We start from the raw sequence: 12,967 nt of genomic DNA, 5'->3' as shown, positions 1-12,967 counted from the left end.
GATGTATTTTCGGCACAATCCGCACGACATGAATGAGCAGACGTTCCTGGCAACTTTTGGCGGGGTTTATGAGAATTCGCCCTGGATTGCCGAGCTGTTGTGGCAACGCGGCAGACTCAGCGGCGAAGTAGACAAGCTCGCGGCTAAACTGGCGGCGATCGTTAACGAGGCCGAACGTGAACAGCAGCTGGAGCTGATAAGGGCACACCCGGAGCTGGCCGGACGTGCCGCGCTGGCTGGTGAGCTGACGGCGGAATCTGCCGATGAGCAGGCCAGCGCCGGGCTCGATCAGTGCGGTGAAGATGAGCTGGAACAGTTGCGGGAGCTTAATGCCGCTTACCGGGAAAAGTTCGGTTTCCCGTTCATCCTGGCGGTAAAGGGCGCCAGCAGGCAGCAGGTGCTGGATGTCTTCAGCCGTCGTCTGAAAAATGCGCCGGAAGCGGAATTCGAAAACGCCATGGCCGAGATACACAGGATTGCCCGGCTGCGCCTGCAGGAAATCGCCGGCCGTGCCTGAAAGCAACCCTTTTCGCCAGTGGATCCGGCTGGAACAGCCGCGCCTGGGCACGCGCGTGGTCTATGCAACCGATGATTTCTTTGCTGCCAAGGAAAGATTGATTGAGCCGGCTGAGCCTGCCTTCGTACCCGACAAGTACGATGACCATGGCAAGTGGATGGACGGTTGGGAAAGCCGCCGCCGGCGCGAGCCCGGGCATGATTACTGTGTGATAAAGCTCGGCGTGTCCGGCATCCTGCATGGCGTGGAAATCGACACCCGGCACTTCACAGGAAATTTTCCACCGCAGGCCTCACTGGAAGGCTGCCAGTGCACAGAAGATATCCCGCAGGAAGATCAACAATGGCATGAATTACTGCCGCGCACGACGCTGCAGGGCGATACACAACACTTCGTGCCGATCGCGCCAGACGAGGCTGTGACGCACCTGCGTTTTCATATCTACCCCGACGGTGGTGTTGCACGACTGCGGTTGTTTGGTGAAGTCTGTGTCGATCCGGCTGCCTTCGATGACAGTGAAATTGACCTGCTGGCGCTGGCCTGTGGCGGCCGCGCTGTTGCCTGCAGTGATGAACATTACGGCAGCATGCATAACCTGGTTTTTCCCGGACGTGGTATCAACATGGGCGACGGGTGGGAGACTGCCCGACGCAGGGACGGCGGTAACGACTGGGTAATACTGGCGCTCGGTTGTCGCGGTACCGTTAACCGTATCGAAGTCGACACGGCGCATTTCAAGGGCAATTATCCTGATCGGGTAGCGATCGATGCGATCTGTGTAGAGGCGCAGCCGGATCCTTCTGACCTGGCGCGCGCTGACGTAACCTGGCAGGCGCTGCTGCCGGAAACAAAAATCCAGGCGGACAGCCGGCACCACTTCGACCAGTTGCAGCAGTGTGGCGCGGTGACCCACGTGCGCATGCGTATTATTCCGGACGGTGGTGTCAGCCGCCTGCGACTCTACGGGCGCCGGGCATGAACCTGACACCACAACCGCTGACGCGTGAGGCCTTCGAGCCGTTCGGCCAGGTAATTGAAACCGACAGCACCTCACCGATGAACGACGGACGCTTCGCCCGGTCGCTGGCTCAGGCGACGCTGGACCTGGCTCCGCCCGGCCAGGCGCGCATCGATGTCGTGACCTGCCAGGAAACCACGCCGCTGCCGTATGAGATTGGCGTTCTCGAGCGTCACCCGCTTGGCAGCCAGGCTTTTGTACCGCTGACCGGTTTTTCTTTTGTGGTGGTAGTCGCCGCGGGCGAACAGCCCGGTGAGCCCCGGGCTTTCGTCACCAACGGACGCCAGGGCATTGTCTACCGCCGCGGTACCTGGCACATGCCAATGATTGCCACGGCCGGGCAGCAGTTTCTCCTGATCGAGCGTCACGGCGAGGAAGCCAACTGCGAGGAGCACCGGCTGGCTGAAGTTTTGACCCTGGTGGGGCCAGCATGAGCGGCTTGCGTGCGTTCCGCGGCAGGGTGGTGCACTGCCTCGCCAATCCCGGACCGTTGTCCGATCCGGCAGCGCTGGAGTACCTGGAAGACGGTTTGCTGCTGGTGCGCGATGGGCACGTAGAAGCACTCGGCCGGGCCGAATCCCTTGGCGAGAATCTGTCTGAGGAATATGAGCTAACCCATTATAAAGACAAGTGGATTTTGCCTGGTTTCATAGACTGCCATGTGCATTACCCGCAGCTGGATATTATCGCCTCCTACGGCGAGCGGCTGCTGGACTGGCTCAATACCTACACCTATCCGGCTGAAGCCCGTTTTGCCGATGCCGAACTGGCCGCCGACACGGCCAGCCGGTTTCTCGACGGACTGCTGGCCAACGGCACCACTTCGGCCATGGTCTTTGCCACCGTGCACCCTGAATCAGTCGATGCCATTTTCACTGCGGCCAGGGCGCGTCGCATGCGGCTGTGGTCCGGCAAGGTGCTGATGGACCGGCATTGCCCTGAAGAGCTGCGTGACAGCGCCGAAGCCGGCTATCGTGACAGCCGCACGCTGCTGGAGCGCTGGCATAACCAGGACCGGTTGCAGTATGCGATCACCCCACGGTTTGCGCCGACTTCAACGCCAGAGCAACTCACTGCGGCCGGGCAGCTGGCAGAGGAGTTCCCGGATGTGTATGTGCACAGCCATTTGGCCGAGAGCAAGGCGGAGGTTGCCTGGGTCGACCGGCTGTTTCCCGCACAATCCAGCTATGTCGACGTGTATCGTCATGCCGGCCTGATGCGTGAACGTTCTATCTATGCGCACTGCCTGCACCTCGAGGATGCAGCGGTCAGCGCAATGGCGGAGGATGGTGCCGCCATGGCCTTTTGCCCGTCTTCCAACCTTTTTCTCGGTTCCGGACTGTTTGACTTCAATCGCGCAGACCTGGCAGGAATAAACGTCGGCCTCGGAACGGACGTCGGCGGTGGCACCAGCCTGAACATGCTTCGCACAATTGCTGATGGCTACAAGGTGCTGCAGCTGCGCGGGCAGCCCCTGTCGCCGCTGCGTGCGTTGTACCTGTCGACGCTTGGCGCGGCAAAGGCATTGTGTGCCGATGATCGAATCGGGAATTTTGAGGCGGGCAAAGAAGCGGATTTTGTCGTTCTCGATCCGGCAGCATCACCGGTACTCCAGCAACGACTCAACCACGCCGATACTCTTGCCGCGCAGCTGTTTGCCATGATGATCCTCGGTGACGACCGGCTGGTATACCAGACCTGCATCCTCGGCGAACCCGCGCTGCCCGTCCGCGGCTAAAATCCGCCGCGGTATCAGCCGCGACTGCTCGCGATGAGGCTTCGTGGGAGCGGCATCCCGTGGGAGCGGCATCCCGTGGGAGCGGCATCCCGTGGGAGCGGCATCTTGCCGCGATTGTCCGCGTAATTTGATCGCGGCATCCCGTGGGAGCGGCATCTTGCCGCGATTGTCCGCGTAATTTGATCGCGGCTGGAAGCCGCTCCCACGGTTTTTTGAGGTGAGCGGCCAACTCCCTCGTGGGAGCGGCATCCCGTGGGAGCGGCATCTTGCCGCGATTGTTCGCGTAATTTGATCGCGGCTGGAAGGCGCTGCTATGGTTTTTTGAGGTGAGCGGCCAACTCCCTCGTGGGAGCGGCGTCCCGTGGGAGCGGCATCCTGCCGCGATTGTTCGCGTAATTTGATCGCGCCTGGAAGGCGCTGCTACGGTTTTTTGAGGTGAGCGGCCAACTCGTCGAGTATTGGCGCCAGTGCCGGTTTGTGCTGCTGCAATTCCGCGTCGGAGATGCCGGACATCTCGTAAGGCAGCACCAGCCAGTCATCGGTGCGGTGAACAAAATAGTCCGGTTCTCGCTCTGTACGATCGGTAGGGCGGTACCAGACGGTTGCTGTGCGTATGTCATGCGGCAGGTTGCGCCTGGCTTTTGTCGCCAGCTCGTTAACTACCGCGGCAACGCTGTGACCGGTGCTGTAGACGTCATCAACGATCAGCATCGAATGGCCGGTAATGACCCGCTCGAGCAGGTACTGCAGACCGTGGACCCGTATAGTGTCCTCTCCGGCCACGCGGCGCGAGTAGGCATCGCGCCCGGCATATGATGTACGTACGGCGATGTGATCGGTCTTTACGCCGAAATACTCCAGCCCTTCCTGCACTGCAATACCCACGGCACTGCCACCGCGCCACAGGCCGACGAGAAAGTCCGGCTTGAAGCCGTCCTCGAATATACGGGCCGCAAGGCGAAACGAATCCAGCAACATGTCGTCTGCGGCTACAAACTTTTTGTTTTCCAACCCGGGACCCCGATGCAGTCTGCGCAAGGTGTGATTATAATGACATATCCCTGATAGTTGCGGGCCATTCTCAATGAGCAAAGTAGTCCTGACCGCCCAGCAGTTGCTGGAGGACTCCTGGCAGCTGGGCAGCAAGGTGCTGCAAAGCGGTTTCGAGCCCACGCTTATCGTAGCTATCTGGCGCGGCGGCACCCCGGTGGGCATGGCTCTGCAGGAGCTTGTCGGCCATTGCGGCATTGATGCCGATCACATAGCGATACGCACCTCGTCTTATGCCGGCGTCGACGAACGCATGGCCACGGTCAACGTGCACGGGCTTCACTACATTATCGACAAGGTGGCGCCCGAAGACCGCATGCTGATTGTCGATGATGTCTTTGACACGGGCCACACGATTACTGCCGTTATCCAGGAGCTTGAGCGGCGTACCCGCAACAACATGGCCAGGGATGTACGTATCGCAGTTCCTTGGTACAAACCGAACCGCAACCAGACCAACAGGGTGCCGGACTACTGGGTACACGAGACCGACGACTGGCTGGTTTTCCCGCACGAGCTCGATGCGCTGACGCTGGATGAAATGAAACAGCAAAAGCCGGAGCTGTACGACGTGGTAGCTGCACACAAAGCTTCCGTTTAATTCTCTGACACAGGCGATTTCGATATGGGCGAAAGACTGATCAGCCTGGTGGGCATTGCCGCGATCATAGGTATTGCTGTCCTGTTTTCCAGTAACCGACGGGCAATACGACTGCGCGTAGTAGGGGCAGCCTTTGCCCTGCAGGCGGTGGTGGGTGCATTTGTGTTGTTTGTGCCCGCGGGCAAGGCAATTATCCAGAAGCTGTCCGATGGTGTGCAGGCAATCATCAACTATTCAGATGCCGGCATTACCATGGTGTTTGGCAACCTGGCTTCTATCGAGGGTTTCAGTTTTGCGGTGCGGGTGCTGCCGCTGGTCATTTTCTTTTCGTCGCTGATGTCCGTGCTTTATCACCTGCGCGTCATGCAGTTTTTCGTGAAAATGATCGGCGGCGCCATACAGTGGATCATTGGCACCCGCTCGGTCGAGTCGCTCAATGCAGCGGCCAACATTTTTGTCGGTCAGACCGAATCGCCGCTGGTGGTCAAGCCCTACCTGCGCAACCTGACCGATATCCAGGTGTTTACGATCATGGTTTCCGGCCTGGCGTCGATCGCCGGCACCGTACTGGCCGCCTATGCCCAGATGGGTGTGCGGCTCGATTACCTGCTGGCAGCGAGCTTTATGGCAGCGCCTGGCGGGCTGCTGATGGCCAAGCTGATGATGCCGGATCCACCAGAGGACATGGAGCGGGACAAAGGACCGTTACGCGAAGCCGAAGACAGCCATCACGAAAACGTCATCCTGGCCGCGGCGCATGGCGCCCAGACCGGTCTGCGGCTGGCGGTAAACATCGGTGCAATGCTGATCGCTTTTGTCGCGCTTATTGCGTTGTTTAATGGTGTGGTGGGAGGCCTGGCGGGCCTCGTCGGGCTGGAAAACGTAACGCTTGAGCGTATCCTCGGTTTTATTTTTGCCCCGCTGATGTATTTGCTCAGCGTGCCGTGGGCCGAAGCGCAGACTGCCGGAGCGCTGTTTGGTGAAAAGCTCATTCTCAATGAGTTTGTCGCCTTTCTGCATATGGGCGAAATCATCGATACGCTGAGCCCGCGCGCCGAAGCGGTGGTCACATTCTCGCTATGCGGCTTTGCCAACCTGTCGTCCATTGCCATCTTGCTCGGCGGTCTGGGCAGCCTGATCCCGGAAAAACACGCCGTCATTGGCCGTTTCGGGCTCAAAGCCGTGCTGGCAGGCTCACTGTCAAACCTGATGAGCGCGGCGCTGGCCAGCCTGCTGATTCCATTCTGACAATAAAAAAGGGCACGCGATTGCGTGCCCTTGGTTTGGTATTACAGCTGGCGATCAGAAGCTGAACCTGGCGCCAAACAGGATCCGGTAAACGGAAGGCAGCCGGGCCACGGCTGGTTTTGGCGCAATGGTTGAAGCGCTGACCTGGGCGTTGGAGATCGGCGCATACACGTACTGGTCATTGGCAATGGTTACGTTCGCCAGTGCGACATTGGACGGCGCCGAATAGCCCTCGACCCGGCCCCAGTCGTCATTGAGCAGGTTGCCCAGGTTCTCGATATCCAGCAGAAGCTCTAGCTTCTTGTCGCGGAACAGGTTCACCTCCTGCGACAGACGCAGGCTGATGATGTTGGTGAAATCTGTCTCACAGGCATTGCGGCCAACTATGGAGCCGCGGGCACCGGACAGGCACTCGTCGCTGTCGATAAACGTATTGAGGTTGCCCAGGAAGGTGGCGTCGCCGGTTACCAGCGGGTCACTCATGCCGGTCGGCACATAGAACAGGTGCGAACCCGGGTTGTCGCCCTCGCTGCCAAAATCAGCCAGGAAAGTACCGCCGAATGCCGCGTCGGCGCTGCCAAAGGTATAGGAGTAGTGGCGACCCGAGCGGCCCGTGTACAGCAGGCTGGCGCGGGTGATGTTGTCACCGAACAGCTGTTTCTCCCAGTCCAGGGTGGCGGTGACACGATCCTCGACCTCGTACTTCGATGGTGACAGCCCCATGTTATTGAAATCGGTGGTCGCATCAAAAGCGAAGGATTCGAAGGTGACAAAGCGGTTGTAGGACCGCACCTCGTTGGCATCGGTCTTTGTGTAGCCCAGCGTGGCGTTGATAGTGCCGAAGCTGGTCTCCCAGCCCTTGGCAGCACTGAGTGTGATAATCCTGCTGTCGCCGCGGCTGGTGTTTTCCAGGACGTAGTCGCCACCCGGGGTGAAGTCGTAAATGTTGCGACCATCCGGCGCGGTGCCAACGACAGAACGGCGACGTTCAAGCACGTTAAAGCCGTCTTTGACGTTAGAGAAGATCAACTCGGCACTCAGGTCCCAGCCATCGCCCAGCCCGATGCGTGACAGGTCAGCGTCCCATTCAGCGCCGAGGCTGTATTTCCAGGTGCTGAGAGTTTCAAAGTCAGGCGAGATGGCCTCGACATCCGAATCGGGATTGACGCCATTCGACGACTGCAGCAGCTCAGTGGCAATGGTCGGGCTTGGGAGCCCGGCGGCCAGGTCATCCAGTACATCGAATGCTGTTACGAAGCTGCAGAAGCCACAAACGATATTGCGAGTAATGCCGTTGCCCTGGTAGCTGTTGGACAGCATGATCAGCGGCTCGCCGCCACCAAACAGGCCGGCACCACCGCGTATTGTCAGGCGATCTGTTCCGGTCCACTCGAAACCGAAGCGGGGCATGAACAGCTTGTTCCCATCGAGATTGAAGGTGTTGTCGAACCCGTTGCGCATGGCAAAGTTCGGGTTGCGAGGAATCTGGTCGTCGTTGGAATTCCTGTCCCAGCGAAAGCCGTATTTGAGGGTAAGCACATCGCTGGGCGTCCATTCATCCTGCACAAACAGACTGTCGGTGACCAGTTCAAAGGCGCCTACTGCATCGGCCACGTTGCCCGTAGTCGAGCCGCCAAACAGCACCAGGCCAGGCATGCGGTTCTCGAAATCATCGATACTAAAGAAAAGAAACTGGCCACGGGTAAATGGAACAAACGTATTCACCGTCTTCTTGGCTTCCCGCTCGTAGCCAAACGTAATGGTGTGATCGCCGGTCACGTAATCGGCCTTGAGGCGCAACTGATCCGATTCGTTGTCCAGCTTGTTGTTGTGGCGGAAGCGATCGCCGCCAGCGGCAATAGTGCCGCCGGCATCGGTCGAGATTGCGAAATCCGGTGTGGATGAATCGATGCTGATCTGCCGGTTCGCGACTTCCTTGGTGCCGTACTTGAACTCGGTCGAGAAATTATCGGACCAGTCGGAAAACACCTGTATGGAAGTGGCATCCAGTGTTTCGTTAATGTTGTATCGGTTCGACTGCAGCACCGCCAGATCGGGGAAGTCGTCAAACAATACATCACCTTCGGCGCGCTGGTAGCTGGCTACGGCACGGTGATTGTCATTGATGTTCCAGTCGAACTTGACGAGGATCTTCTCGTCTTCATCGACATCGGAAGCGGCAAAACGCCCCGGATCAAAACCATATTCGGTCTGGAAAATATTGATGACCCGGTCGACGTCTGCCTGCGTTACGCCAACGATGTCATTAATAGTCTGCGAGTTGGACGGCAGGGTAGTCTCGAATTTCTCGTAGTTGGCAAAGAAGAACAGTTTGTCTTTGACAATCGGTCCGCCCAGCGTGAAACCGTAGGTGTCTTCGTCAAAATCACCGATTCCGAGGTCCTGACCGTCCGACTTGTCGCCAGTGAAGCTGTCGCCACTGGTGTAGGCAAACACGCTGCCCTCGAACTCGTTGGTGCCGGACTTTGTGACGATGTTGATATTGCCACCGATAAAACTGCCATAAGTCACATCGTATGGCGCCACGTTGACATTGAGCGCCTCGATCGCATCAATCGATATCGGCGAACGCTGCGTGGCTGAAGCATTTTTCGACAAGCCAAAGTTATCGTTCTGCGCCACGCCATCAATAGTGAGGTTGTTATAACGGAAGTTCTGTCCGGCGATGGAAACGGCCGGGCCCCGCGCAACGCTGTTGTCGACCAGGATCTTCGGGTCGACCTGGATCGTGTTAACAAAATCACGCGAGACCGTTGGTATGGCGGAAATAGTACGGGTGTCAAAGTTGCGTCCGACACCGAGGACCTGTTCCTGCCTTTCCTGGATTCCGGTTACGGTCACTTCCTCGACTGCGCTTGCCGACTGCACCACCAGCTGTACCGATTCGGTCTGGCCAAGCTCGATATAAAAGGTGCCGGCGTCGGAGGTGTAGTTTGCGCCTGATCCCGGGCGGACTTCATAAGGCCCGCCAACGGCAAGACTGCGTGCAGTAGCGACGCCAGCTGCGTTCGTTGAAGTTGTCTGCACACGTCCGGTCGGCACATGGGTAATGGTCACCGGCATGCCGGCTACACTGGTGCCGTTCTGGTCTGAGACGTTGACGCGCAGGGCGCCGGTAGTAGCCTGGCCCAGGGCCTGGGCCGATAGCAGCATCGTAATCAAGAGAGGCAGCGCAATGCGCCCCTGAAACACGGAAATATTCATTGCCTGTATCCCCCGGACGAAGCGAACAAACTCTGTTGGATGGTAGACCTGCCCTGATGCTTTATCAAACCTGGATCTACCAGCAGTTGGACAAAGACCAATCAGTTTTGAGCGTATTGTCAGCCGATCAGTGATCCAGGCTGGCTGCGGTGCTTTGCAGCAATTCCAGCAAGCGGTCGATGTGGTTGAGATGCGTGCGAAAGTTGAGCACTGCCAGGCGCAGCATGTACTGGCCATCGATGAGCGTCGAGGAAACAAATATCTCACCGTGCCGCTGGATGTCTTCCACCAGCTTGCGGTTGATGCCGTCGATGTCGGTGCTGTTCTGTGGCCGGTAGCGGTAGATCACTACCGAAAGGTCCGGTGCCGGGCCTACTTCAAAGTTGGGCAGCTGGCTGAGTTGCTGGTGAAAATAGCGTGCCAGCAGCAATTTTTCGTCGAGCGCCGCACGGAAGGGTGCCAGCCCGTAAAGACGCAGTGGCAGCCACAAACGCAACCCGCGAAACGGCCGGGTCAACTCGGGCGACAGCGAGGCAGGCGAGGGCGTGGACTCAGCCGCCTGTGCATCCTGCATGTAATCGGCGTGATACGAATGTGCCTGTGCCAGGTGTTGCTGGTCTCTAACCAGCAACGCACCGCTGCCGTAGGGCAGGAAAAATCCCTTGTGCGGATCGATAACCACTGAATCTGCGCGATCGATGCCACGCATAACCTCCCTGCCGTAATCGGTCAGCAGGAAAGCCCCGCCGTAGGCAGCATCGACATGCAGCCACAGTCCGTTCCGTTCGGTGATTTTCGCAATACGCGCCAGCGGGTCAGCTGCACCCGTGTCGGTCGTTCCGGCAGAGGCAACGACCAGCCAGGGCTTGAGGCCGGCGGCCCGATCGGCAGCGATTGCCTGCTCAAGTTTTTCTGCGTCCAAACGAAAACGCTCATCCATCGGGATTTGGCGGTGGACGCATTCTTTTAAACCGGCAATCCCGAGTGCCTTGGTAACGCAGTGGTGTACCTGGGCAGTGAAGTAAACGCAGGTCGATGAGATCTCTGCTGCAGGTATGGCGTGGGCTTCACGCGCTGCAACTATCCCCGACAGGTTGGCAATGCTGCCGCCTGAAGTCAGGTCACCGCCGGCGGTGTCACCGAAACCGACCAGGTCGGCCATCCAGCGCACCATTTTCTGCTCCAGCTGCGCAGCGCCGGGTGAAGCGAAGGCGATGCCGGAGTAGCGGTTACTGATATCGGCCAGGAAATCCCCCAGCGCAGCGTAGTAAACACCGCCGCCGGGTATGTAACCGAGGTGTGCGCCGCTGGCCGGATTAATACCAAACGTATCGACCTGCCGGCGCAGTTCGCCGAGCAGTTCCTCCAGCGGTTGCGGCGACTCGTTAACTTGACTTCCAAAGCCCGCGTCCGGCTGGCCCGGCACATACACCGGCATATCCGGCAAGCCATCGAGGAACTCGTTTGCGTACGACATCACTTGTTCTGCCGCTGCCTTGCGATCACCAGGCGAAGGTTCCAGCCGACGCGCGATGGTTTCGAGTTCGGTAATTTGTTTTCGCATGGCCGCAGTATAAGACCTGTACTGCCGCGGGGGCACCACCAATGTGCTTGCGTGATAAGCTTTGCACAGCCAAAAACAGGTCAGCCACGATGAATACTCGAACAATTTGTTGTTTGTTGCTCGTTAGCGCTTTGCTTGGTGGCTGCCCTGGCGAACCGATCAGCTACAACCAACTCAGCAGGCTTGGCCCCGGCGGCGTGGGTATAGACGGCTATTCGCCGGTTTCCTATTTCACTGTAGGCAAGGCAGAGCAGGGCGATCCACAATTCGCGGTGAGCCATGACGGTGTAACCTACTGGCTCACTTCGGCAGGGCAGGTGGATCTTTTCAATGCCGACCCGGCCCGCTATGCGCCGGCCCATGGCGGCTGGTGTTCACTGATGCTGACCGGCTCGGGCCAGATGACGCCGGCCAATCCCGAAAGTTTCAAGATCCTGAACGACCGGCTGCTGCTGTTCTGGAGCGGCGAGTTCAACGGCATGTCTATCGACGGCGGCAAAAACTGGGAATCGAAGTTCACTGACGCGGCCGGAGAGCAGGCATTGCTGGACAAGGCTGATTCAACCTGGTGGAAACTGCTGGCCGGGGGCAAACAGAAGATTGTGCTGTTCAATGAGAGTGATGCCGATCGCATCAGTCGCGAACGCCTTAGCGGCGCCAGGAAGCAGTATTAAGCAAGGAAGCTGCTGTGTTCGCTGTGGTTTTCGTTAAGTAGGTACATTCCACAGGCCTCACCGATCCTGTGCTTTGAAGCATGGCAATTGCAGGACGGCCGGCTCGGTTTATACTGGACGCAATAAAGGCGCGCCAGACGAGGTGGGCAGCGCCGCTCTCGCCAGGATAGGCAGACCAACTTAGAAGAAAGCCATGAAATACCGGATCGGTTTCAACCGCACGTCGCTGCAGGGGAGTGAGATTGAATATATCTCACAGGCCGTGTCCTCCGGCGAGATCGCAGGCGACCAGACTTTTTCACGCAAGTGCCAGAACTTGCTGGAACGCGAACTCGATGTCCCCAAGGTGCTCGTCACATCGTCGTGCACGCATGCGCTTGAGATCGCGGCGCTGTTGCTGGACATTCAGCCCGGCGACGAAGTAATAATGCCGTCGTTTACCTTTGTGTCGACGGCAAACGCATTTGTGTTGCGAGGCGCGCGCCCCATATTTTGCGATATCAGGTCAGACACCCTGAACCTGGACGAACGGCAGCTCGAAGCTCATGTCACGGAGCGCACCAGGGCTGTAGTTCCGGTGCATTACGCCGGTGTTGGTTGTGAAATGGACGACATCTGCACAATTGCAGAGAATCATGGCATTGCGGTGGTGGAAGACAATGCTCATGGACTGTTTGCCCGCTACCACGGACGCCCGTTGGGTACATTCGGCGCTCTGGGCACGCAGAGTTTCCACGAAACCAAGAACATCACCTGCGGTGAAGGTGGGGCCTTGCTGGTCAATGCCCCGGACCTGGTAACCCGGGCAGAAATTATCCGGGAAAAGGGTACTAACCGGGCAAGTTTTTTTCGTGGCGAAGTAGACAAATACTCGTGGCTGGAAGTTGGCAGTAGTTATGTGATGAGCGATGTGCTCGCCGCATTTCTCTATGGCCAGCTCGAAAAATGGCGTGAAATTCAGCAACGACGACGGGAAATCTGGCAGTGTTACCACGAGCAATTGAGCTCATGGGCAAGCTCTAACAGTGTGCAGCAACCCTATGTTCCGGAACACTGCGAACAGGCATGGCACCTGTACTATCTCATCATGCCTTCAGAGCAGACCCGTAGCGCATTCATTGAACACATGACTCAGCGGGGCATACACGTTGTCTTTCATTACCTGCCTCTGCACCGGTCAGAGTACGCTTTGCGATCGAACATTGTCGCGGAATGTCCGGTTACTGATCGCATCAGCGATTGCCTGATCCGGTTACCGTTTTATACCGCCATGAGTCAGCGTGACCAGGATGATGTGATCGAGGCTATTCTGGACTTCCAGCCCTGAATGCC

General features: G+C 58.2%; 11 protein-coding genes. 8 read left to right on the top strand and 3 right to left on the bottom strand.

Going from position 1 to position 12,967, the window contains the following annotated elements:
• Position 1 precedes the first annotated feature (1 nt).
• Genes uraD through guaD form a run of 4 tightly spaced genes read left to right on the top strand, consistent with a single transcriptional unit; the run spans position 2 to position 3,273 of the window.
• On the top strand, positions 2-517 hold the full coding sequence (uraD, locus tag HKN06_03695; protein NNF60417.1) for a 2-oxo-4-hydroxy-4-carboxy-5-ureidoimidazoline decarboxylase: 516 nt from the start codon (positions 2-4) through the stop codon (positions 515-517).
• The gene (gene alc / locus HKN06_03690) at positions 429-1,496 is read left to right on the top strand and encodes an allantoicase (protein ID NNF60416.1); all 1,068 of its coding nucleotides are present in this window, start codon (positions 429-431) and stop codon (positions 1,494-1,496) included. Before uraD ends, alc begins: the two co-directional genes overlap by 89 nt.
• Complete coding sequence (locus HKN06_03685; GenBank protein ID NNF60415.1) at positions 1,493-1,969, top strand: ureidoglycolate lyase; 477 nt, start codon at positions 1,493-1,495, stop codon at positions 1,967-1,969. Before alc ends, HKN06_03685 begins: the two co-directional genes overlap by 4 nt.
• On the top strand, positions 1,966-3,273 hold the full coding sequence (gene guaD / locus HKN06_03680) for a guanine deaminase (GenBank protein NNF60414.1): 1,308 nt from the start codon (positions 1,966-1,968) through the stop codon (positions 3,271-3,273). Before HKN06_03685 ends, guaD begins: the two co-directional genes overlap by 4 nt.
• A gap of 420 nt (positions 3,274-3,693) precedes the next feature.
• On the opposite strand, the gene HKN06_03675 is transcribed toward guaD, so the two are convergent.
• The gene (locus tag HKN06_03675) at positions 3,694-4,251 is read right to left on the bottom strand and encodes a hypoxanthine phosphoribosyltransferase (protein ID NNF60413.1); all 558 of its coding nucleotides are present in this window, start codon (positions 4,249-4,251) and stop codon (positions 3,694-3,696) included.
• Positions 4,252-4,357: 106 nt separating this feature from the next.
• Between HKN06_03675 and HKN06_03670 the strand changes: the two genes are divergently transcribed.
• Together HKN06_03670 and HKN06_03665 are read left to right on the top strand one after the other, a co-directional pair.
• Positions 4,358-4,924 carry a hypoxanthine phosphoribosyltransferase gene (locus tag HKN06_03670; protein ID NNF60412.1) on the top strand — a complete coding sequence of 189 codons (567 nt, stop codon included), beginning with the start codon at positions 4,358-4,360 and terminating at the stop codon, positions 4,922-4,924.
• A 24-nt stretch (positions 4,925-4,948) separates the two neighbouring features.
• The gene (locus HKN06_03665; GenBank protein NNF60411.1) at positions 4,949-6,172 is read left to right on the top strand and encodes a NupC/NupG family nucleoside CNT transporter; all 1,224 of its coding nucleotides are present in this window, start codon (positions 4,949-4,951) and stop codon (positions 6,170-6,172) included.
• A 54-nt stretch (positions 6,173-6,226) separates the two neighbouring features.
• Here the strand turns inward: HKN06_03665 and HKN06_03660 are convergent, their stop codons facing one another.
• Together HKN06_03660 and HKN06_03655 are read right to left on the bottom strand one after the other, a co-directional pair.
• Complete coding sequence (locus tag HKN06_03660; GenBank protein ID NNF60410.1) at positions 6,227-9,397, bottom strand: TonB-dependent receptor; 3,171 nt, start codon at positions 9,395-9,397, stop codon at positions 6,227-6,229.
• Positions 9,398-9,524: 127 nt separating this feature from the next.
• Positions 9,525-10,961, bottom strand: coding sequence for an aminotransferase class I/II-fold pyridoxal phosphate-dependent enzyme (locus HKN06_03655; protein NNF60409.1), 1,437 nt, complete (start codon positions 10,959-10,961; stop codon positions 9,525-9,527).
• 89 nt (positions 10,962-11,050) lie between these two features.
• Here HKN06_03655 and HKN06_03650 point away from each other — a divergent pair, with 89 nt between their 5' ends.
• Together HKN06_03650 and rffA are read left to right on the top strand one after the other, a co-directional pair.
• The gene (locus tag HKN06_03650; GenBank protein ID NNF60408.1) at positions 11,051-11,635 is read left to right on the top strand and encodes a hypothetical protein; all 585 of its coding nucleotides are present in this window, start codon (positions 11,051-11,053) and stop codon (positions 11,633-11,635) included.
• A gap of 193 nt (positions 11,636-11,828) precedes the next feature.
• A complete protein-coding gene (rffA, locus tag HKN06_03645; protein ID NNF60407.1) occupies positions 11,829-12,962 on the top strand; it encodes a dTDP-4-amino-4,6-dideoxygalactose transaminase in 1,134 nt (377 codons plus the stop codon).
• Positions 12,963-12,967 lie beyond the last annotated feature (5 nt).

This window comes from Gammaproteobacteria bacterium (genome assembly GCA_013003425.1).
Taxonomy (GTDB): Bacteria; Pseudomonadota; Gammaproteobacteria; order Steroidobacterales; family JABDKV01; genus JABDJB01.
The sequence above is the reverse complement of the archived record's forward strand: the minus strand, read 5'-3'. Positions and strand labels throughout refer to the sequence as shown.

Bases quoted from the DNA above. Each gene is read 5' to 3' on its own strand.
- uraD (NNF60417.1), top strand. From the start codon at position 2: ATGTATTTTCGGCACAATCCGCACGACATGAATGAGCAGACGTTCCTG.
- alc (NNF60416.1), top strand. From the start codon at position 429: ATGCGCCGGAAGCGGAATTCGAAAACGCCATGGCCGAGATACACAGGA.
- HKN06_03685 (NNF60415.1), top strand. From the start codon at position 1,493: ATGAACCTGACACCACAACCGCTGACGCGTGAGGCCTTCGAGCCGTTC.
- guaD (NNF60414.1), top strand. From the start codon at position 1,966: ATGAGCGGCTTGCGTGCGTTCCGCGGCAGGGTGGTGCACTGCCTCGCC.
- HKN06_03675 (NNF60413.1), bottom strand. From the start codon at position 4,251: ATGTTGCTGGATTCGTTTCGCCTTGCGGCCCGTATATTCGAGGACGGC.
- HKN06_03670 (NNF60412.1), top strand. From the start codon at position 4,358: ATGAGCAAAGTAGTCCTGACCGCCCAGCAGTTGCTGGAGGACTCCTGG.
- HKN06_03665 (NNF60411.1), top strand. From the start codon at position 4,949: ATGGGCGAAAGACTGATCAGCCTGGTGGGCATTGCCGCGATCATAGGT.
- HKN06_03660 (NNF60410.1), bottom strand. From the start codon at position 9,397: ATGAATATTTCCGTGTTTCAGGGGCGCATTGCGCTGCCTCTCTTGATT.
- HKN06_03655 (NNF60409.1), bottom strand. From the start codon at position 10,961: ATGCGAAAACAAATTACCGAACTCGAAACCATCGCGCGTCGGCTGGAA.
- HKN06_03650 (NNF60408.1), top strand. From the start codon at position 11,051: ATGAATACTCGAACAATTTGTTGTTTGTTGCTCGTTAGCGCTTTGCTT.
- rffA (NNF60407.1), top strand. From the start codon at position 11,829: ATGAAATACCGGATCGGTTTCAACCGCACGTCGCTGCAGGGGAGTGAG.